General features: G+C 41.5%; 21 protein-coding genes and 1 pseudogene. 8 read left to right on the top strand and 14 right to left on the bottom strand.

Features of this window, described 5'->3' with window-relative positions; translation table 11 throughout:
- Positions 1-194: 194 nt before the first annotated feature.
- From ACYVIL_RS08485 to ACYVIL_RS08475, 3 genes are all read right to left on the bottom strand, one after another.
- Complete coding sequence (locus tag ACYVIL_RS08485; protein ID WP_460312185.1) at positions 195-1,211, bottom strand: aspartate-semialdehyde dehydrogenase; 1,017 nt, start codon at positions 1,209-1,211, stop codon at positions 195-197.
- Positions 1,212-1,269: 58 nt separating this feature from the next.
- Positions 1,270-2,400: a 4-phosphoerythronate dehydrogenase gene (locus ACYVIL_RS08480; protein ID WP_460312184.1), complete on the bottom strand. Its 1,131-nt coding sequence runs from the start codon at positions 2,398-2,400 to the stop codon at positions 1,270-1,272.
- A gap of 590 nt (positions 2,401-2,990) precedes the next feature.
- Entirely contained in the window at positions 2,991-3,257 is a 267-nt protein-coding gene (locus ACYVIL_RS08475) for a pentapeptide repeat-containing protein (protein ID WP_460312219.1), read from the bottom strand.
- A gap of 408 nt (positions 3,258-3,665) precedes the next feature.
- On the opposite strand from ACYVIL_RS08475, the gene ACYVIL_RS08470 reads away from it, so the two are divergent.
- Together ACYVIL_RS08470 and ACYVIL_RS08465 are read left to right on the top strand one after the other, a co-directional pair.
- On the top strand, positions 3,666-5,060 hold the full coding sequence (locus tag ACYVIL_RS08470) for a M20/M25/M40 family metallo-hydrolase (RefSeq protein WP_460312183.1): 1,395 nt from the start codon (positions 3,666-3,668) through the stop codon (positions 5,058-5,060).
- Positions 5,061-5,120: 60 nt separating this feature from the next.
- Positions 5,121-5,591, top strand: a pseudogene (locus ACYVIL_RS08465) (FKBP-type peptidyl-prolyl cis-trans isomerase).
- Positions 5,592-5,685: 94 nt separating this feature from the next.
- On the opposite strand, the gene ACYVIL_RS08460 reads toward ACYVIL_RS08465, so the two are convergent.
- Positions 5,686-6,441 carry a class II aldolase/adducin family protein gene (locus ACYVIL_RS08460; protein ID WP_460312182.1) on the bottom strand — a complete coding sequence of 252 codons (756 nt, stop codon included), beginning with the start codon at positions 6,439-6,441 and terminating at the stop codon, positions 5,686-5,688.
- A gap of 100 nt (positions 6,442-6,541) precedes the next feature.
- Between ACYVIL_RS08460 and ACYVIL_RS08455 the strand changes: the two genes are divergently transcribed.
- The gene (locus ACYVIL_RS08455; RefSeq protein ID WP_460312181.1) at positions 6,542-7,234 is read left to right on the top strand and encodes a Crp/Fnr family transcriptional regulator; all 693 of its coding nucleotides are present in this window, start codon (positions 6,542-6,544) and stop codon (positions 7,232-7,234) included.
- Positions 7,235-7,269: 35 nt separating this feature from the next.
- Here the strand turns inward: ACYVIL_RS08455 and fabB are convergent, their stop codons facing one another.
- The gene (gene fabB / locus ACYVIL_RS08450) at positions 7,270-8,484 is read right to left on the bottom strand and encodes a beta-ketoacyl-ACP synthase I (RefSeq protein ID WP_303476455.1); all 1,215 of its coding nucleotides are present in this window, start codon (positions 8,482-8,484) and stop codon (positions 7,270-7,272) included.
- Positions 8,485-8,694: 210 nt separating this feature from the next.
- Between fabB and mnmC the strand changes: the two genes are divergently transcribed.
- Positions 8,695-10,722, top strand: coding sequence for a bifunctional tRNA (5-methylaminomethyl-2-thiouridine)(34)-methyltransferase MnmC2/FAD-dependent 5-carboxymethylaminomethyl-2-thiouridine(34) oxidoreductase MnmC1 (gene mnmC / locus ACYVIL_RS08445; protein WP_460312180.1), 2,028 nt, complete (start codon positions 8,695-8,697; stop codon positions 10,720-10,722).
- A gap of 41 nt (positions 10,723-10,763) precedes the next feature.
- On the opposite strand, the gene ACYVIL_RS08440 is transcribed toward mnmC, so the two are convergent.
- The 6 genes from ACYVIL_RS08440 to ACYVIL_RS08415 form a co-directional block, all read right to left on the bottom strand.
- Positions 10,764-11,498, bottom strand: a complete 735-nt coding sequence (locus tag ACYVIL_RS08440; RefSeq protein ID WP_460312179.1) for a FlgO family outer membrane protein — start codon at positions 11,496-11,498, stop codon at positions 10,764-10,766.
- 4 nt (positions 11,499-11,502) lie between these two features.
- Positions 11,503-12,255, bottom strand: coding sequence for a FlgO family outer membrane protein (locus tag ACYVIL_RS08435; protein WP_460312178.1), 753 nt, complete (start codon positions 12,253-12,255; stop codon positions 11,503-11,505).
- 15 nt (positions 12,256-12,270) lie between these two features.
- The gene (locus ACYVIL_RS08430) at positions 12,271-12,885 is read right to left on the bottom strand and encodes a FlgO family outer membrane protein (protein WP_303476528.1); all 615 of its coding nucleotides are present in this window, start codon (positions 12,883-12,885) and stop codon (positions 12,271-12,273) included.
- 381 nt (positions 12,886-13,266) lie between these two features.
- Positions 13,267-13,548, bottom strand: coding sequence for a YfcL family protein (locus tag ACYVIL_RS08425; protein WP_460312177.1), 282 nt, complete (start codon positions 13,546-13,548; stop codon positions 13,267-13,269).
- 40 nt (positions 13,549-13,588) lie between these two features.
- The gene (locus ACYVIL_RS08420) at positions 13,589-14,719 is read right to left on the bottom strand and encodes an ATP-NAD kinase family protein (protein ID WP_303476465.1); all 1,131 of its coding nucleotides are present in this window, start codon (positions 14,717-14,719) and stop codon (positions 13,589-13,591) included.
- The gene (locus ACYVIL_RS08415; protein WP_303476468.1) at positions 14,716-15,276 is read right to left on the bottom strand and encodes an elongation factor P hydroxylase; all 561 of its coding nucleotides are present in this window, start codon (positions 15,274-15,276) and stop codon (positions 14,716-14,718) included. The genes ACYVIL_RS08420 and ACYVIL_RS08415 overlap by 4 nt, the downstream gene beginning before the upstream one ends.
- A gap of 168 nt (positions 15,277-15,444) precedes the next feature.
- Here ACYVIL_RS08415 and ACYVIL_RS08410 point away from each other — a divergent pair, with 168 nt between their 5' ends.
- The 4 genes from ACYVIL_RS08410 to ACYVIL_RS08395 are packed head-to-tail and all read left to right on the top strand — an operon-like array spanning position 15,445 to position 18,629.
- Complete coding sequence (locus tag ACYVIL_RS08410; protein WP_460312176.1) at positions 15,445-16,203, top strand: sugar-binding protein; 759 nt, start codon at positions 15,445-15,447, stop codon at positions 16,201-16,203.
- 7 nt (positions 16,204-16,210) lie between these two features.
- The gene (locus tag ACYVIL_RS08405; RefSeq protein WP_460312175.1) at positions 16,211-16,912 is read left to right on the top strand and encodes an FFLEELY motif protein; all 702 of its coding nucleotides are present in this window, start codon (positions 16,211-16,213) and stop codon (positions 16,910-16,912) included.
- 2 nt (positions 16,913-16,914) lie between these two features.
- A complete protein-coding gene (locus ACYVIL_RS08400; protein ID WP_460312174.1) occupies positions 16,915-17,442 on the top strand; it encodes an acyl-CoA thioesterase in 528 nt (175 codons plus the stop codon).
- Between the two features lie 23 nt (positions 17,443-17,465).
- A complete protein-coding gene (locus tag ACYVIL_RS08395) occupies positions 17,466-18,629 on the top strand; it encodes a retropepsin-like aspartic protease family protein (protein WP_460312173.1) in 1,164 nt (387 codons plus the stop codon).
- 6 nt (positions 18,630-18,635) lie between these two features.
- Here ACYVIL_RS08395 and ACYVIL_RS08390 read toward each other — a convergent pair whose 3' ends face one another.
- From ACYVIL_RS08390 to aroC, 3 genes are all read right to left on the bottom strand, one after another.
- Positions 18,636-19,439, bottom strand: a complete 804-nt coding sequence (locus tag ACYVIL_RS08390; protein WP_303476481.1) for a hypothetical protein — start codon at positions 19,437-19,439, stop codon at positions 18,636-18,638.
- Between the two features lie 154 nt (positions 19,440-19,593).
- On the bottom strand, positions 19,594-20,727 hold the full coding sequence (locus tag ACYVIL_RS08385) for an MFS transporter (protein ID WP_460312218.1): 1,134 nt from the start codon (positions 20,725-20,727) through the stop codon (positions 19,594-19,596).
- 59 nt (positions 20,728-20,786) lie between these two features.
- On the bottom strand, positions 20,787-21,884 hold the full coding sequence (aroC, locus tag ACYVIL_RS08380; RefSeq protein WP_303476483.1) for a chorismate synthase: 1,098 nt from the start codon (positions 21,882-21,884) through the stop codon (positions 20,787-20,789).
- Positions 21,885-21,897: the final 13 nt, after the last annotated feature.

Here is a 21,897-nt window from a genome sequence, read left to right as displayed (position 1 = left end):
TATAAACCACATAAGAACTATGATCTACATAGATAGAACATAAAGCTACAGATAGCTACGGTTAATCAACTCAAGACTTGCCGATGTTCTTGCCCATTGTGGTTAACTTAGGTTATCGGCATAGCGGTAAATTACTAAAAATAAATCAAAAAAAAGGCCAGACGGCAGTCTGACCTTCGTAGATAAAAATCGAATTACATGTAATCGCGCACCAGCACTTCTGCTATTTGCACACTGTTCAAGGCCGCGCCTTTTCTGACGTTGTCAGACACAACCCACATGTTTAAACCATTTGGATGAGAAATATCATTTCTTACTCGACCCACAAAGGTTTCATCATGACCACTAGCATTTCCCACTTGCGTTGGAAAATCTTCTGGGTTCTCAAGCAATTTAACTCCAGGAGCATCTGCTAATAATCGTTTAGCATCTTCTGCGTCTAGGGGGGAATGAGTTTCTAGGTGTATGGCTTCACCATGACCGAAGAACACGGGCACCCGCACAGCCGTAGCGTTCACTAAAATAGAATCATCACCCATTATTTTTTGTGTTTCCCACACCATTTTCATTTCTTCTTTGGTGTAGTAATTATCCATGAACACATCAATTTGCGGGATCACATTAAAAGCGATTTGGCGACTAAAGGCTTTGGGCGTAATTTCTCTGCCACTTAGCAAGTCGGTAGTTTGTTTAGCCAACTCTTCCATTGCTGATTTTCCAGCGCCAGAAACCGATTGATAGGTAGCCACGTTAATACGAGCAATTCCAACGGCGTCTTGAATTGGCTTCAACGCCACCATCATTTGAATAGTTGAACAGTTAGGATTAGCAATGATATTGCGATTTCTAAAATCAGCCAAAGCATGGGGATTTACTTCTGGCACTACCAATGGAATATCGGGTTCGTAGCGGTAATGGGAGGTGTTATCGATAACCACACAACCTGCTTCTGCCGCTTTAGGTGCAAAAATTTCTGAAACACTTCCGCCAGCCGAAAAGAAACCAAGTTGAACCTTTGACCAATCAAAAGTATCTGCATCTAATACGGTAATCTCTTTGCCCTTGAAGGTCACTTTACCACCCGCTGAGCGACTGCTCGCCAATGGATATAATTTATTAACCGGAAAATCTCGTTGTTCGAGAATTTCAATCATGTGTTGACCAACTAAACCAGTTGCCCCTAAAACAGCAACATCAAAAGCGCGAGACATTAGTGCATTACTCCAAAAAATATAATCAAATTAAGCGGATGCTGAATAAACGATCAGCTTACTCTCCAATGGTATTAAAACCAAGGCCGTAGAGTGCCTCGGAAATCGGTAAATTTCCAGTTTTTAAGGTCACAGATGCAAATTCTCTTCTTATAGCATAGTGTTTTCGGCTATAAACGAAGTCTGCAGCGGATTTTACATCTTGTTTGAATGATTCACTATCCTGTTGAACATTGTAAGTGCTCAAAATTGCGGCACTGACTTGTTCAAATTTGCTGCTCTGGGACAAGTCTTTTATTTCGATAGTGTCAGCTGGCGGTAAACAGCTTTCAAAATTCAATTTTTGAGGCAAATCGAAACGCTGACATAGCTGTTCATATAACATGTAGGTTCCTCTGGCCTTTCCCTCAATGGTATGTCCCGCAATATGGGCAGTAGTTATAGGGCAATAGGGAACCAAATCAAAATCAATCCCGGGCTCATTTTCCCACACATCCATATTTAATCGCAGTTTCTTACCTTCTTGTAACAGGTTTTTCGCTGCTTGATTGTCGACTACTTCGCCACGACATGCGTTGATCAATAACTGCTGGTCTTGTAGCTCGGATAACCTTTTACGATCAAACATGTGGTGAGTTGCATCTTCCCCTTCTGCGACAAAGGGAACATGTAAACTAATAATGTCACATTGGCAGATTTCCTCTAGTGAGCAGAAAACTCGCGGGTCACCTGCTTTTTGTAACGGGGGATCGCACAATTTCGTTTTTATGCCCAGTACCTGCAAACGTTTATCCAATTGTGTACCAACATGACCTGCACCAACAATACCAACAGTTTTATTCGCCAAAGCGGTTAGATCATCTGCATATTCATTTACTAAGCAACTTAGTACGTATTCAGCTACTGCAATGGCATTACAACCCGCTGCGCTGCCCCAAGGAATGGACCTTTTTTCTAGCATGGGTTTATCAATGTGATCAGAACCTGCGGTTGCAGTGGCAACATATTTTAGTTTTCGCGCTTTACTAAGTAATTGTTCAGTTACCTTGGTTGTTGAACGAACTAACAATACATCAACATCCATAAGATCATCAGGCGTTATTGTTTGACTTGAGAATGACTGAATATCACCAAGGGGTGAGAAAAAATGCTCGGCGTAGGGCATCGAGTCTTCGTAAAATATTTTCATGACTAACATTATTCCGTTGGTTTAGGATAAACCTGTGAAAACGTAAAAGCGGAGGCGCTAGTGCCCTGCTCCCGTAATTGGGTTATCCATAGCACTTGTGGGTATTTCCATACGTAGACTTCTCATCTTCAATAGCGCTTTTCGGTCTATCGCGTTTTTGATTAGCACATCGCCTCTAAATTTGAACCGGCGCAGTTTATACTCTTGCGTTACTAAAATCACCCTATCAAAACAAAAGTGGTCATTGAACACCTAAGTAATGGCTGTCCATGAAGTAATTTACTACGACAGTAACCTAATGAACATAGGGAAAGAACCTTTAAAACTTTCGAATTTAACGTTGTAAATTGCATAGAAGATAACGGTTTCACGAGTGCTCCATTAGTTGAGTCAAACTTGGTCCAATGGAACAATAATGCTGTATTTAACAATGTGTATGGATTGCCTGACATATTTTCTCAGCTAACTTCAGACAACATGCTTGGATTACATCATGAAAGTATAGGTTAACTAATATAGGCAACCAAAGGGTGACAATATCTGCTGTTCAATTTAAAAAGAGTATTACGATTATTTAAAAATTTTACTAACTAAGGAGTAAAAAAATTAGGATGCGAAGGATCTGTATATCGAGTTAAGTCAATTGGTGATAAATAAGGTGTGCCATCTGGCAGCGTTGTACTAATATCAAGAAGCGAAACGTCAATTATCGCTCCTTGCAGATTAGCACCGGTTAAATCTGCACCACGTAAATCAGTGTAGCTCAAATCAACATTGTAAAAATCTGAATGCCTTAACTGCGCGTCCCTCAAACTCACTCCATCCATTGAAACATGTCGAAAACTACGACGAACCAGAACTAAACCGCCTAACTCTCCTCCAGCAAGCTCTACTAAATCAATATCATGTAATTGGCCTGCTCCAGTGAAATCATCGACATATCCCGTATTAGGGAGATCGGGTAGATGCCCAAAATAGAGTCTTTGCTTGATTTTGTGGCATGATGCCGAACGTTAACCATTTATCATTTTTGTAGGCTTTGATTGAACCTATATCCTTTAGTTTTGAAGTGAATCAGAGTCCTGCCGATACTGATTTGAGTAAAGGAGTCAATGCTAATACCGTCGAGAGAATCACTCAAATAACGTATCAGTTCGCAATATAAATTTCACCTTGACTAAATAAAAGTGAAATGTGTGAATGCATTTGCCCTTCGTTCCCGTTAATCTAGTTAACCTAGAACACTTCAATCAAGGCGCGAACCCATGAAATATGCTTTAGTACTGAGTTTCTTGCTGTTTACGACCACATCGGCATTGGCTAATACGCTAGAAAATTCTGAACATGCTAAAAAATCCTTGGATATTTATAAAACTATTGTGGGTATTCCTACTGTTGCAGGCAGGGGTAATGTGCCCAAAATGGCTTCGTATTTGGCCAGTGAATTTAAACAAGTGGGATTTAGCGATGACGACATTCAGATTATTCCTAGTGGCGAAACGGTTGGGTTAATTGTTCGATATCAAGGAGATAGTTCGAGCAACAAGAAGCCTATTCTATTGTTAGGGCATATGGATGTAGTAGAAGCGTTAGCAAAAGACTGGCAACGACCGCCATTTGAATTGACCCAAGACGACAAAAATTTCTATGGTCGAGGTAGTATCGATAATAAGTATGGGATTGCCATGCTTTCTTCAACTTTTATTCGTATGAAAAAAGAAGGGTTTGTGCCAAATCGAGATCTCTATCTGGTGTTCTCTGGTGATGAAGAGACCGGCATGGTCACTACCCGCATGTTAGCCAATGAACGTCCTGAATTGGCATCGGCTGAATTTGCACTAAATTCAGACGCTGGAGGCGGTAGTTTGGATGCTAATGGAAATGCCATAGCATATCTGGTTCAAGCTGCAGAAAAGACATACGTGAGCTTTGAGCTAACCTTGCGCAATAAAGGTGGACACAGTTCTAGACCACGCCCTGATAATGCAATTTACGAGCTTTCAGAGGCTTTATTAAACATTAAAGACTATCATTTTCCAGTCATGTGGAGTGAGATGACGCGTGAATACTTTAGGATTTCAGGCCTTCAACTCGGTGGTGAATTGGGAGAAGCGATGCTCGCTTTTGCCAAAGATCCAACGGATAAACACGCATCTGACCGTTTACAAATAGAATCGTCTTATGTGGGTACAACTCGTACCACATGCGTTACGACTATGTTGAACGCGGGCCACGCTGAAAATGCCCTTCCGCAATCTGCCACAGCAACGGTGAATTGTCGTATTTTCCCAGGGGTTTCAGTCGACAAAGTGAAACAAACCTTGCAAGAGGTCGTGGATAACCCTGAGATAGAAATTGTCACCCTAGGCGATCCCGTTGAAAGTCCGATATCTGAATTACGAGAAGATGTGATGTCTGCCATTGGAAAAGCCGTACATGCAAGGTATCCCAAAGTGGATATCATCGCTTATATGGAGTCAGGTGGTACAGATGGGAAGCACTTTCGTAAGGCTGGGATCCCAACATGGGCTATGTCGAGCGGGTTTATGAATCAAAATGAAATGTTTGCCCATGGCCTGAATGAAAGGCTTCCCATTAAAGCATTTTATGACGGATTGGATCACTGGAGTATTATTCTCAAGGAGTTAGCTGGAAATTAGCCATACAAATAGGACGTACAAGGTAACTAAGTCAATCAATTAAAAATAAATAGGAAAATTATGAAATTTATTGTTTTAGCTGTGGTTATTGCATTAGCAGTATTCTACTTCAATAGAAATTCAAATAATAAGAAGTTAGCCGTTGAAAACACCGCAACAGGTAAGGCGTTTTTAACCCAAAATAAAGCTAACGAGGATGTTGTAGAGACCGCAACAGGACTTCAATATCAAGTAATGCAAAAAGGGGATGGTTAGACTCACCCAAGTGCAACTTCAACCGTTAAAGTTCATTATCACGGCACATTACTCGATGGCACTGTATTTGATAGTTCTGTAAATAGAGGCCAACCTATTAGCTTCCCTTTGAATCAAGTGATTGCCGGTTGGACTGAAGGTGTTCAATTAATGGTGGTCGGAGATAAATTTAAATTTTTTATCCCTGCTAACCTAGCCTATGGCGACCATGCAACGGGAAACATTAGCCCTGGCTCGCTTCTTATCTTTGAAGTCGAGCTGCTTGAAATTCAATAGTGTTTTTTGCCGGTAACTGGTACTGCTAGCCATTTAAACTTAAGGTTTTTCAGCCTTGAAAAACCTTCATTTAAAGCAATGCACTCCCCCATTTTTACTGATCATATCCAGGATTAATGCGATCAAGTTTACGCAGTATTCCCGGCCATGCTAACGCGCCTCCTGCAGCGCGAGTTACCTGCTTCGCTTGGGCTTGTATACCGCTTAAAATTGGATCAGGAATTTTAATCATTGGCTGTCCAGTAGCTTGAGCTTGTAGTTGAATTTCGCATGAACGCTGAAGTAGGAACATGCCAAGAAAGGTATCTGCTATGGACTCGCCACAAGTGAGTAATCCATGATTACGCAAGATCATAAAGTTGTTCTCGCCTAAATCAGCCACTAAACGGCTTTTTTCTTCAGGATTAAGGGCAACACCTTCGTAGTCATGATAAGCCATGGACGATAAGGCAAACAGAGACTGTTGACTGTAAGCCTGTAAACCGTCCTTTAAGGTCGATACCGCAACTCCAGCCGTGGTATGCAAATGTAAAACGCATAAAGCATCGGCTCTAGCTTCATGGACAGCACTGTGAATGGTAAAACCCGCTGGATTAATATTGAATTCAGTATCCATTACAATATTTCCCTGCAGATCGACTTTCACTAAGTTTGACGCTGTGATCTCTTCAAATAATAAACCATAAGGATTAATTAAAAAGTGATGTTCGGGCCCCGGAACCCTCGCAGAGATATGAGTGAAAACCAGATCGTCCCAACCGTAATGGGCGACAATCCGATAACACGCGGCTAAATCCACGCGCGTTTGCCACTCTTGTTGGCTAACCCGTTCTTTTACACCAGCGACCATAATGATTCCTTCAAAAATTACAATTTAATAACATTTGTTCACTGTAAGGGTTTTGTTTGGGTTAGACTGTCGTCAATTTGACAATCTTATTGGAATAGCTATGGATCATTCAGAAATAGAACAGCTTTTCAAACACCACAATTGGCTAGATCAGTTACCTATCCAGGTTATTCAGGCTTTAATTTCTGTGAGTAAATTAAAAACCCTCAAAAAGGGACAAATTTTACATGCTAAGGGGGATAATGCTGACGGATTTTATTGCATTCTAAAAGGCAAAATTCGCGTTAGTAATGTTAATTCTCAGGGCAAGGAAATGGTGCTGACATGGCTAGAAAGTGGGACATGGTTTGGCGAAATATCGATGTTTGACGATTTACCACGAACCCATGATGCCCATGCCGATGATCAATGCCACTTGCTAATGATCCCAAAACTCGCTTTTCATCATTTACTGCAAGAAAAACCGCACTTTTATCCCTATTTTATACGTATGTTATGTCAGCGAATTAGAGTGACATTTAATCTAATTGATGAAACCGGTGGTTTATCTTTATTGGGACAATTGGCACGACGGATATTACTGCTGGCAAACGGATTACATAACACTAAGCAAAATCAAAAAAATAAACAGATCGCTATATCCCAAGAATCATTGGCACATATGATCAATAGTTCGCGGCAGACAGTTAACAAACTGTTGAATGAATTGAATCAGAAAAATATTGTCAATGTTGACTACGGGGCAATTGAGATTATAAATATGCAGGCGTTAGAAAGACTGTGTGAAATTTAATGAGCAAGGCAGCACCTTGCTCATTATAAACGTCATTAAGCTTCGTATTTCTTCAATACAAGAGTGGCGTTAGTGCCGCCGAAACCAAAACTGTTCGACATAACTGTATTCAGTTTAGCTTTACGTGTTGAGGTCACTACGTCTAAGCCTTCAGCCGCTTCGTCCAAATTATCAATATTAATTGATGGTGCAATAAAATCATTTTCCATCATTAATATGCTGTAAATTGCTTCATTAACACCTGCCGCGCCTAACGCATGACCCGTCATTGACTTAGTTGAACTGATAGCAGGACTCTTGCCACCAAATACTTCTTGAATAGCCCCTAACTCCTTCACGTCACCTACTGGCGTGGAAGTACCATGGGTATTCAGGTAATCAATGGGAGTATCTACGTCTTGCATCGCCATTTGCATACAGCGAACTGCGCCTTCACCTGAAGGAGCCACCATATCCACACCATCTGAAGTTGCACCGTAACCAACGACTTCGGCATAAATTTTAGCTCCGCGGGCCAATGCATGTTCGAGCTCTTCAACGACGACCATACCGCCACCGCCAGAGCTAACGAAACCATCGCGATCAGCATCATAGGTACGTGAAGCAACAGACGGATTGTCATTGTATTTCGAAGACAAAGCTCCCATGGCATCAAACTGTACCGATAACGTCCAATCCAATTCTTCACCGCCACCAGCAAATACAACATCTTGTTTGTTCAATTGAATTAACTCTAAAGCATTACCAATACAATGAGCACTGGTAGCACAGGCTGAAGCAATAGAGTAATTGATGCCTTTGATTTTAAAAGGCGTTGCTAAACATGCAGACACCGTGCTGGCCATAGACTTAGTAACCATGTATGGGCCAACTCGTTTAACGCCTTTAGCACGTAAAATATCAGCAGCATCAACCTGACTTTTTGATGATGCGCCGCCGGAACCTGCAATAATACCGGTGCGAATGTTAGACACTTGATCTTCAGGTAAACCGGAATCCTCAACTGCTTGTTGCATCGCTATGTATGCATAAGCCGCTGCGTCCCCCATAAAACGTAACTGTTTACGATCAATATGCTCTTTAAAATCGATATCTACCTTTCCCCAGACCTGTGAACGCAAACCCATTTCCGCAAACTCATCTGAAAAGGTGATACCTGAACGACCTTGTTGCAAGGAATCCAGAACTTCTTCTTGGTTAATCCCTATGCTAGAAACAATACCGATACCTGTTATGACTGCTCTTCTCATTTTTCACCTTTTTTACGATTTAATCGAAGAATTTTCCGCTTATAATAATGATTTTACAGACTTAACTGGTCTGCTCTTCTGCTAAATGAAATAATGCCTTTAGTAATGCTAGCATGGGATTTACTAAGTTACCTAAAAATCACCATTTTTAAGCAGAATTAAATTGAATTCAGTTATCTACATGATCCAAATATAAATTAAGGACACCCGTTGACTATCCAACCCGCCACAATCGTATACAACTCAGAAGGCACTCCTGTAGCAGAAGATTTCGACGATGTGTATTTCTCTAATCACAATGGACTAGAAGAGAGTCGATACGTTTTTTTGAAGAATAATCAACTGCCTGAGCGTTGGACAACACACAATCAAAGAAGTTTTGTTATTGCTGAAACAGGCTTTGGAACCGGCTTAAATTTTTTGGCTGTTTGGCAATTATTTGAGCAATATTGTCAATCTTCAACTGCTCCCTTCCCTGAGTGTTTGCACTTTATCAGCTGTGAAAAGTTTCCCATACCCAAAGCCGATTTAATCACCGCATTAAATAAATGGCCTGAACTGAAACACTACGCAATGCAATTAACAGAGCTTTACCCAGATTTAGTCGCTGGCTGTCATCGTCTTAGTTTTGCACAAGGAAGGGTAATACTTGATCTTTGGTTAGGAGAAGCCACCGATGTTTTTGCGAGTATGCATAATCAACCCCAAGGTTTAGTTGATGCTTGGTTTTTAGATGGTTTTGCCCCAAGCAAAAACCCTGAGATGTGGAATTCTAGCCTTTATCAACAAATGGCCAGACTGAGTAAACAAGGTGCCAGTTTTGCCACGTTTACAGCTGCAGGTATCGTCAAACGCGGATTAGCTGAACAAGGCTTTGATGTGAAAAAAGCCAAAGGCTTTGGACGTAAACGGGATATGCTGGTGGGTCATTTCGATCATCTTAAGGTAAACCGGCGCAGTGCGCGCTATTTTCAACGACACGGTTTAGCTGAGGCTGTCCCTTTGCAAAAACAATCCATAGGCATTATTGGCGGAGGGATAGCTGCAGCAAATTTAGCCCTATCTTTGGTCCACAAAGGATGTAAAGTGACTTTGATGTGTAAGGACGCGAAACTGGCTCAAGGGGCTTCAGGAAACCCTCAAGGCGGGTTTTACCCACAACTGAATGCCGAAGCCAATATTGCCAGTCGAATACAGGCAATCTCCTTTGGTTTTGCCTGCCGTCGATATCATCAATTGCTGAAGCAGGGCTATCAATATGCGCATCAGTGGTGTGGTGTTTTGCAGTTAGGCTTTAATCATAAGGTTTTACAGCGTCAGCAGAACTTACTGCAAAACAATATTTGGCCAGAATCACTGATTACCTATAGTGATCCACAACGCTCTACACTTATTTCCGGCATAGATTTACCCTACGAAGGATTATTTATTCCCCAAGGTGGTTGGTTAACCCCAGCCGATTTGGTTGATGCTATGTTGCAAATGGCAAAGGATTTGGGAGATTGCGAAGTATTACTAGGTGCAGATGTGTCTGCTATCAGCGAATCTAACGGACAATGGAATGTTGAACTACCTGAAAAATATTCTAGTAATGCTAAGCAATTTGACGCTTTGGTTATTGCCACAGGATCGGATATATCGAACTTTGCGTACTGCGATGGGATTCCTTTTCAAATGGTCAGAGGGCAAGTTGAAGCAATTCCAACCCAAGCCCCTTTGGATAAATTGCAAAGCGTTTTATGCCACAAAGGCTACTTAACACCAGCATTAAACGGATGCCATGCCCTAGGTTCAACTTATATCAAGGAAGATACCAATCTTGAATATCGCCACAAAGAACAAACGACCAATTTAGAGATGCACAAAAAAGCTTTAGCGAACACCACCTGGGCTGGCGGTATTTATGGGCAAGATGCAGGACGAGCGGCTGTACGATGTTCTTTACCTGATCACCTACCGGCCGTAGGGGCGGCTTTTGATCCAAAAGTACAATCGCAGCAATTCAAGGATTTATACAAAGCATTACCCATTGATCGTTATGCAGAGGCGCAGGATCTAGAAGGATTATTTATTTTTGCAGGCTTAGGCTCCAGAGGACTCACCACTGCACCATTGCTCTCCGAGTTATTGGCTTCGCAAATATGCAATGAACCCTTGCCCATGGAAAAGCAACTTCTCGATGCCCTTAATCCTAATCGCTTTTTGATAAAGAACTTAATCCGGCGGAATGACAGCTAAATCAGTATCTCACTGGTTACATAGGATGCTATTTAACGGATTTAGTCGCTAACTAACACATATTCCGGCTGCAATGACTTCACCACAAAATTGGGGATCAGGATGGACGCGCTTGCCACCACAATTTTGGAATCCATGGAAATCACTCTGGCGTTAACCCGAACGCCCTTTTCATTGCTTATTAATGTACCAGATAAGATAAAATCTAAATTTAACTGATTGGACAATTTACGGGCGTCGCGGCTAAATACCATGTCACCGTTAGCTCCCACACCTATGTAATCAGTGGTTTTAAAATCCACCACTTGCACACCAAACCCCTGCACTTCTACAATCAACATCTCAGCCAATTGATTCCCCAAAACACTCGTTTGCTTGAGTGTATTGTCGAAATTAACAAAAGATGCCACTCCAACTTTACTTTGGGTATTCAATTGTCTGCCATTTTTGACCAATTCCATGGTTAACTGCTCAGCATAACCCGATAATGATTTATGGGTGTATGCCGGTTGGTACAGGGAATTAGGAGCCCGATAAATGGCCATAGTTTGCTGATTGTTTTGGCTATTGGATTCTATCATTCGCGCTCTAGAGTCCGCGCGATAGGCTAAACCAGTTTCAGGATTCGGATTAATATCCACTTTTTCAACCGGTGCTTCTGGAGGAGGTTCTGGACTGGAAAACCAACCAACCAAGGCATTGTCAGACGAAGCACAAGCACTGAGGAACAAAACTGTACCGGCCAAGAAAACACGACTGATGAGCATCCATTTCATCCCACTATTCCCCTTGGGTCAATTGCACACCATCCACCAAGTTGTGCTCACTAGGCAGTAGCGCGTCGACGACGTAAAAAGGCACCAACATTTGTGCGCTAGCCACCACAGCTTTACTTTCTAAACCAAGTATCCGCGCATTAACAATATAACCACCTTGATGCTTAGTCATAGTGCCCGTTAGAATATATTCGATTGGAGATTGCTCAGTTAACTCTAAAAAATCCCTGCTTAGCAAGAAATCACCTCGTTCAGTCACACGAATATATTCAGTTGCTTTAAAGTCAATGACTGGAATACGAAACTTGTGCAGTTCATGCATAAATGACTCGGTAAGTTGAAACCCAAGTAAATTACTTCTTTGTAAATCACTGTCGATGAGGGCAAAATTGGTCACCCCTACCGGAGTTTTATCGGTTATGTACTCCATGTTTGAAATTAAATCTTGGGTCATATTTTGTACGTAGTCACCAACATGCTTAGTCACCATTCGAGCATTTGTGCCAGTGCCATTACCATATAAGGCATCCGCAGGTTCACTGCCGTATAAATCCGATTGAGAAGTTGTAGAGGTCTGAGCATGATCAGCAGGCTTTATTGCTGGATCAGCAACAATATTAACCACCTGCATCTGCGGGGTTATTTCAGTTTTAGATTGATTATCCGGCTTTTCTGAGTCAGCTTCACCAAATAAAGAAAAACTTGAACAGCCTGACATGAGCAACGCTGCTGTGATTAGTGGTATTAGTTTAGTCACTTAAGACTCCTTTATTTATGAACCTGTGCGGTAAATCATGCCACCTCGCATGGTGACTTTTTCTCTTAACCAAAACAATTCTGCAGGGAAAAATTTCGTTGCCGATGCTACAACATCTTTACTTTCAACATGAATAATTCTCGCATTTACAATGGCGCCTTCTTGCTGCTCGGTTATGGTTCCAGCAATATAGAAGTCAACATTTTGCAAAGGCGCTAATCGAGAAACGTCTCGACTTAAAGCGTATTCTGCTTCTTTGGTTACTAATATATCGTTTGTAATCTTATAGTCTTGAGTAATAAATCCACGACGACTGGCTTCGGTGACCATTCCTTCAGATAATTGATGGCCTAACAGCATCAACGGATGTTGATAGGTTTTATCAAATTGCAGATTAGTAACAGGAACAAAATTCACTACTGCATAGCGGTAATCGCGATTTGCCGTCAAACCAGCAAACAACTCATTGGCGAGTATCGAAGTGTGATATTCAATGTTCCCAAGTGCCGGTAACGATTCTTCATACTGCATTTTTGGCTGATTTTCAGTTTCAGACATTGAAGAACAAGCGCTCAAACACAAGGCTAATACTGTCCATATACAGCTTTGCAATTTTTGTTTATTTAGCATCTTCACTTTTTACTCTCTTATTCTAGTAATAGGGTTCTATGTTTAACAAACCCCATCCATTGTGCCATTAGCGGTTGTTTAGACATGTTTGCCTAATTGCCAACATCACTCAAAATCAGTAATACCGTTGAAAATATATGATTAAGTAAGTCTTGCTAGTTGTAGGTGAGAAATGCATATATTAAGCCATTTTTGCAAAGGCTAATTGGATTAGGTTTACATTCAGATAAGGTCCTGAATACCTCTAGAATCGGCAGAAACAGGGTTACCCTTAAAACTATCAACAGGCAAAACGGCAATGAATCACCCTTTAGCGGCAAGGATTGACAAAATCAGCGGAATAGAACGCGCTTGAGAGAGTTACATTTAAGGTGAATAACGTTAAGCATTATTTATTAAAGACTGCCACAACAATATCACTTTTTGTTGATCTTCAGGTTCAAGTTCTTTTTGTGCAAAAGCACTGTCTAGATTTTCCGTCAATAGTTTATTCAAGGTCTTGATATTGGCTTGCTCACTGCTCAAAGCTTGGCTTACCACCAAAGAAAAATGCCCATGCAAGTAACCAGCAATAAACAATTCGTCATCTGTACCTGTTTCCACCACTGCGTCTAATTGCGATTCGGCTTGTTGAATAAACTCTTCTAATTGCTGATAAGACACGACTTAAGGTTCCTAATGATAATGATGAATAAAATCATTGCTAAATTTCAGCAATGGGATATAAAACTTGGTCACGGTAGCCGGTTATGACGGGTATCAATCCGGACAAATGTGCATCCACTTGTACGTCCCCAATATCACTTATTAGGGGACGGCCTTGCAGAGACTGCAATTTAGATTTGGTAGCCACTATATTGATATTATCTCGGCCGATTGTTGAGACAACTTGTGGACTAAGTTGCTGGTTACCACGCCCGAAAATATGCCCTTGCCCGCCGATGAGCGTGATCACTAGCTTACAGGGCTTATTCTCTATGAACCTTAAAATATCTTTTTCAGTTGCATCCTGAAGAACCAAGTGTTGATCAACAACAATATCAACTCCCAACAAGGTATTTGGTAACCCTAGTTCTTGCATAATTGCCCCCACAGTTGAACCCGACCCCATAATAAATACGGTTTCCGGACAATCTTGCATCAATTCAATAATCTGAGCAGCAATGTCAATTAACACTAACTCTTCGGATTCCTTTCCGCCCATTTTAACGGCTTGAATATAACGCAATTCAGTTGGGACGCGCATTTCACCGTAGTAACGAGCATTTACTTTACCTTGCCGAAATTTCTCCTCATCGATGTCTTTCACTTCGGCTTCACTTAAACTAACAATTTCCCCTTGGATTAACATATTCACCACTCGACCAGCAGATTTAGGGGTAATTGCGTAAACACCAGAATGAATTTTGCAGCCAGCGGGTACGCCTAACACTGCGACTTTATCAGCAACAATGTCATAGATATTACGGGCTGTGCCATCACCTCCAGCAAAGAGAATTAAATCGACTTTGGACTCCAATAAAGCTTGGGCGGTGCGTTGGCTATCTTCAGGCTCGGTTTGAAAGTTTTCAGGGGTATATATAACCTGAGTACGAAAGCCCATTGAACGGCACAAATCTTCGCCCATTTCTCCTGATGCGGTATAGATTGTCAGATTATCTTTATGGCCTAACAATTCTTCCAAGGCCAACTGTGTTTTCCCATTGGCACGTTTCTCAGCCCCCATTGACAATGCTTTTTCTCTAATTTCAGGCCCATCACTGCCTTTTAATGCCAGGGCGCCACCGATGCCTGCATAGGGATTAATGATTAAACCTAATTTGAATTGTCTCATGCCGTCAACCTATCCACTGATTTCGATTTTCTCTCTGTTTGTTCATTAAAAACAACGGATTTCAATGCAACCTGATAAAACGAACATAAAGCCTTAATCATAATTAACGCTCTGGGCGGAAAACCATAGTGTTGGTAATGTTTTAGTTGTTTACGCACTTTACTTTCAAATGCTGCTCTGTCTGGCTGAACGCCACTTAAATTATCGGTACTGACTTGAAACGGAAAATCTGCAGCCAGACTAAATGCCCATTCAATTGCTTGAGGTTTAACTTCCACTTGTTCAAATGCTTGCTGTTGTTGTTGATCGCGCCCATCAGGACAATACCAGTAGCCATAATCTTCTAATAATCGCCGCTGTTTGCCAGCAATACACCAATGGGCAATTTCATGGAGTCCGCTGGCGAAAAAACCATTGGCAAATACAATTTGATGATAGTCAGTTAGGTGATTAGCAGGTAAATAAATGGGTTCACTTTCGCCTTTAATCAATCGCGTATTTTCGCTTTTTTGGAAACAGTGATTAAAGATCTCAATTAGGTCGCGATAGTGATGCACAAATTATCCGAAACAGGGTTGTCATTTAGAAGTGCTATTGTAACCAATTGCAACTGAGTAACTCAACCACCATCAATGGTTGTATTCACCTAATGTATTTAGTTATTGTTATCAATGCTGGTTTGAGACAAGCTATCATACAGGGTTCATCAATTGGGAGAAAAGCATATGCTTGGACTTGCAAAGAAAATTTTCACCCTAAGCCGAATATGCAGTGCAATGGCTTTATTTTGTTCACTCTTTTTCAATGTCAGTGCCATTGAAGTACCGGCAACAGACACAGCGCCTATAATAGATGGGGTGAACAATGAACCCCAATGGCAGAAATCACAATGGCTAGCAATCGACCAAGTCATAATAGGTGGCCCATTAAACAAATACGACTTTCAAGGTCGTTATCGATTGCTGTGGGATGCCAACAAACTCTATTTGCAGGCTGAAATTGTAGATGATCGCTTAGTTGACTTTAATGCTGATCCCTTAGATAAATATTGGGATGACGATACCTTGGAAATCTTTTTAGACGAAGATGCTTCAGGCGGTGACCACCAGTATTCATATAACGCTTTCGCGTATCATATTGCACTAGACAACCAAGTTGTTGATATTACGCCACAACGCACTTTTGCGTTATTTAATGACCACATTGAAAGCCGCTGGAAAAGAGACATTAATGCCCCTCATAAAATTATTTGGGAAATGGCAATTTCGCTTTATGCTGATGACTTTGATCCAGCAGAAAAGAACTCACCTGTGGGTTTGCACAAAGGTAAAAAGATTGGCTTTATGTTGGCCTACTGTGACAATGATAACAGTGAAACTCGCGAACACTTTATCAACTCTAAAGATGTAACCGCGGTGAATGGTGACAAAAATCGAGGTTGGATAGATGCCAGCGTGTTTGATACTTTAATTTTAGGTGAATAAAAAAGATATGAGTTTAATTCTGGATAATATTATCCAACACCTTCATCATGCGAACGAACTGCATGAGCATACTCTCGAAGCCCAGCTTACGGAGCCCTTACGAGCTTTACAACATTGGCAAACTAAGCGCCTTCTGGCTACCCATCAAGACTTATGGCAAAACAAACGTTTTCGGCCTGCAATGGGATTTTTCATTGACGAGTTATATGGCCCAAAGGACTTCAGTCAACGGGATCAAGAACTGGCCAGAGTCGTCCCAAAAATGGCCAAAATCATTCCCAAACAAGCATTAGAGTCGTTAGAAGCTGCACTACGCTTAAATAGTCTTTCTTTGGCCTTAGATATTGCATTAACAGAGCACTTAAACGCCGCCCCTGTGAACCGAGAAAGCTACGCCTTAGCTTACGTAAAATCTGATAATCAAGCACAGCGAGAAGAGCAAATTGTTTTATTAGAAAGGTTGGGGGTAGATTTGGCCGATGTAGTAAAAATTAAAGGTATTTCAACTTTATTAATGTTGTCGCGCAAGCCGGCTAAAATGGCTGGGGTTGAAAGTCTGCATCAATTTCTTGAATCGGGGTTTAAAGCGTTTAAAAAGCTCGGCAATGTGGATGAGTTTATCCAGCCTATAATCACACGAGAGCGGGCACTAAAAAATGCGCTTTTTGCCCAACAGGTTCCCAATCCTCTCCCCGAATTTGAGGCCTAGTCATGTCAAACGAACCTATAATTAACCAAATTGATGCCCACGAAACAGCGAAACAAGAAGTGGCGAAAGAAATAACCACAGATCACCAAAACCTTCCTTGGCGATTACCTAATCCTCATATTATTAAGTGGACAATTGCACCTGAGCAAATAGACCACTATAACCATGTTAACAATGTGGCTTATGTTTCACAGCTGGAACGAGTATCTTGGTCACATTCCATGTCCCTAGGACTGGATATAGGTATCTATCAGCAATTAGATAGAGGCATGGCTATTAGCAAACATGTTATTGAATATCATGCTGCCGCCTTGCTAGGTGATCATTTACTTTGCGCAACCTGGGTGACTCACTGCGATGGCAGATTAAAGTTATCTCGTCAGTTTCAGTTTATTCGTGAATCAGATGGTATGACTGTTTTGACAGCGCAAACGGACTTTGTATGCATTGCCTTAGGGTCAGGAAAACCGAAACGTATGCCAGTTGAGTTTCGGGAAACCTATGGCAAGGTATGTGTTTCTAATGAATAAGTATTGCTAAGGTTCGCAACATCATGAGTAAATTTTGGGTTCCTTTCTGGGTGTTATGTTTAGGGATTTCTTTATCTTTAAACCTATATTTTTGGTGGCAACTAAAATCCATTAATACCACAGTCGAAGTCAATGCTGCTAGACAAACTCAGTCACCAAACTCAAAGAACAAAATCAATTCGCCCGCTGATGCTTTACCTGAGGTTTACCAGCAGTCCGGGGAGCAGCAAAATCATAATCTCGCCAGTAATTCAGATAAAAACAGTCAATACCAAAAAGCCATTTACTGGATAAAACAACAACTGGCTGCCGGTGAGCTAGTAGACGCAAAGGAGGCAATCCAAGCTTATTTACGTCATCAACCTCAAAATATTGATTACCTACTACTCGAAGGGCAACTCATTGCTAAAACTGCGCCCATTGATGAAGTGTTAGCACACTACTATGGGCTACTCGATTTTCCTTTAGAGACGGAAGAAAAAGCGAAAGTACTAGCCCTGATCACTGAGCTTACCAGCAGTAATATCAGCAAACTCAAAGCAATTCGTTCCTGGGATGTACTGGCTACATTTCTTGAGCCTTTGTGGCAATTTGATCCGACTCGACGCTCCATAATAGTCGCTTTAGCCGAAGCCTATGCGTATCAAAATCAAGAGTTTTTAATGGAAAATGTGTTGGCATCCCTGCAACAGGGTGATCTTGATGCTGCGCGAATAAGACAAATTTTGGCGCAACAAACATCCCCTATCAAAACCTCAACTCCCCTACAAGAAAACGAACCTATTGTTAATGATTATGAGCGCAATATAAAACTGCGCGCTTTAGGTGATCATTACACAACCCCTATTATGATTGGCAGAAGTACTCACGAGTTGATGCTTGATACTGGCGCAACCACCACAGTTCTGACCTCAGAAGCCTTTGATAGAATTTCCAGACGTACGAGTTGGGAATATGTAGGAACTTATAAAATAAATACCGCAGGTGGACTGTTTGACGCACCAGTCTATCAATTAAAGCAGGTATTTTTTGCCGGTTTTCGATTAGATAATGTGGCCATAGTGGTATTGCCTATGCCAGATTTTAGCTACGCAGATGGTTTACTTGGCATGAATATCCTGCGCCAATTCGATTTTAAAATAGACCAGCAAAATGACAGGCTTCTTTTGAACAGAAATGACTCTTAGAGAAAGCTAAAAGGTAATGTCTATTTCCGGTTGCGCTTTTTGTAACTCAAAGTGCTCTATTTGGTTTTGAATAGCAAAATTTCGCAGCGTTAGCGTGATCCCCTGCCCTTTCATATTGCCACTAGATGGCTGAAAAGAACATAAACTCAATAACTCTGTAAACTCGTTAACGGACCAAAAATAACACTGTCTAAACCCCGTTAATAAGAGAGCGTGCCCTTTTTCCGTTTCCACGAAATGGGTCTTTGGGGTAACTTGTAAGTAATTAAAGTAAGCTTTCACCAATTCGCCAGTTTCACCTTGGTTTGTCAATTTAGCCACAAATGCGCGCAGTCTAACCTCGTCCCTGTTTTCTTGCGCAATATCTTGAACTTGCTTAAAGCTCATTGGCTCACCGTATTTAACAATCGCCTGCTCTACGGTTTTATTATAAACCGGTAAAATATCAAGATAGCGGCTTGCGATACGATAGGTGAGTGAAATCTGATGAATAAACCCCAGATCTTTGTCAAAACGTAGAGATAGGCTTTGCAGAAGTTCAGATTCTAAATAAGGTTGTCTAAAAACAATATCGACTTTTTCACTGCGATTGCCGCCAGAAATATACTGTACTTCACCATTTTGATTAATTAAATTAAGGGTTTGACCAAGAACATTGTCGCCAATTCTAACATCGCGAATATCCATTTGAGACTGAACGTGGAGGTTTTGATTGACGTCGAAGCGAGACAAACTAGATAAGTTTTTATCATCTTGAGCAAACACATTGAGAACTAAAAACCCACACCCTAAACAGATACTTCTAAGCATAATTAAACTTCACACTCTGGTTTGATTATAAAAATCAATGATTTCAAATTAGTTAACAGAGTATATACCCAAGTAGGGGGAAAATGCAGATTTGTGTAGACAAGTTAGTTTTAGGTATTTTCCCTAAAGCTGTTTCTCTGAAATGAATTCAACATTAATAAGACATTTTCTTTGCAGGTATTCCCAACAAAACCAAAGCTGCGAGTAAGGCTGTTAGCGCAGAAAATAAGAAGGCTTGATAAGAACCGGCCCCTTGTTGCCACAAGTATCCCGACACATAATTGCCTATCGCGCCACCTAGTCCAAATGCGATACTAATGTAAAGTGCCTGTCCACGACTTTGGTATGCCTGTCCAAAATAATCATGAATAAACTTGATTGAAGCAGCGTGATGCATTCCAAAACTAAAGGCATGTATTATCTGGCTTAAAATCAAGATCCACAAATATTCTGCAGCCACACCTAACACATACCAGCGCATTGCGGTAAGACCAATACTGATAAATAAAATCCACTTCAGTCCAAAAACTTTAATCAATTTTCCCGCTAACAGAAATATCACTATTTCAGCGGCTACCGCTAAAGCCAGTAAAATGCCAGTAGTTTGGCCGCTGTAGCCTAAATCTCGTGTATATAATGCAAAAAATCCATAATAAGTCGCGAAGCTAACTTGCAAGAATATGGCACTGAACATAAACAATATAAAAGGAGTGGCACAAGCTTTACGCCAAATGCTGCCATTTGCAGTCTGACTTATCACCTTACCAGGCCCTTCATAAATAAATAAAGTGGCAATAAACAAGCAGAATAATACTGCAGAACTGACATAGATAGGTGCGTCGGAGGAGCTTATATCAATGGCTTTACCGGTAATGATGGTTAGAATGATAAACCCCACACTACCCCATAAACGAATGCGGCTGTAGCGGCTAGGATCACTGGCAACACAATTGAGAGTTAATACTTCCAGTTGCGGTAATACCGCAGTCCAAAACATCATCATTAAAGCAAAGGCTAAGGTTAAGCCCCAAAAACCGTCTAGCCAGAATACCAAGCAAAAGGTGGATACAGTCAGCAAGCAGCCTAACCTTAATATAGCGAGGCCTTTACCTGACTTGTCCGCCATAGACGCCCAAAGGTTTGGGCCTAGAATACGAGTTATGGTGATGAGCGCAAACAACTCGCCAATCTGTTGTGAACTGAAGCCCCTACCATCCAAAAAAACGCCTAAATAAGGCACTAGCACCCCTAACTGCCCAAAGTAGAGCAGATAGGTGATAGCCAACAAAATTAAATTCGTTTTAGACTGTGCTTGCCCAGACGCGGAGCTAGCGCCGAGCAAAGATTTTACGCCTGCCCGGGAATAATAGGTGTGATTGAAGTAACATCTGCATTTTGACCTCGATGCCGCAACAGGTGATCCATTAATACAATCGCCATCATAGCTTCAGCAATGGGGACGGCGCGGATCCCAACACATGGATCATGACGTCCACGGGTAATAATTTCAGCCGCTTCACCGTGAATATCCACTGAGTCACCAGGAACACTAATACTAGAAGTGGGTTTAAGAGCTAAGTGCACTAGCAAATCTTGTCCCGAGGATATTCCCCCCAAAATACCGCCAGCCCGATTGGTTTTAAATCCCTCGGGTGTGATCTCATCGCGGTGTTCACTGCCCTTTTGTTCCACAACATCAAAGCCGTCACCTACCTCAACGCCTTTTACCGCATTAATTCCCATCATCGCAGAAGCCAAATCCGCGTCTAAACGATCAAATATGGGTTCGCCCAATCCAACGGGCATATTTTTGGCAACTACGGATACCTTAGCGCCGATTGAATCTCCCTGTTTGATTAAATCTCGCATATATTCATCGAGCTCATCAAGTTTGCTAGGATCGGGACAGAAAAACGCATTTGTATTTGTCACACTTTGGTCAACATTATCAATTTTTATTGGCCCTAGTTGTGACAAATAGCCGTGTATTTCGATGCCGTGCACTTGTTTTAAATACTTCTTGGCAATACCACCAGCAGCCACACGAATAGCCGTTTCACGGGCAGAAGAACGACCACCGCCGCGGTAATCCCGTAAACCATATTTCTGCTGATAGGTGTAATCAGCATGTCCAGGACGGAAGGTATCTTTGATTTTCGAATAATCTTGACTGCGTTGGTTAGTATTATTAATTAGCAAACCAATACTTGTACCTGTGGTTTTTCCTTCAAACACGCCCGACAAAATTTGCACTTCGTCACCTTCCCGTCTAGCGGTGGTGTAGCGAGATGTCCCTGGCTTGCGACGATTCAAATCAATTTGCAGATCTGCTTCGCTAATGTCTAAATTAGGTGGACATCCGTCAACGACTCCACCAATGGCAATACCATGACTTTCGCCGAAAGTAGTCACAGTAAACAGCTTACCAAATGTATTTCCAGCCATATCTTTTTCAGTT

Source organism: Aliiglaciecola aliphaticivorans (assembly GCF_054782055.1).
Note: the sequence above shows the minus strand (reverse complement) of the source record. Positions and strands in the feature narration are given on the sequence as shown.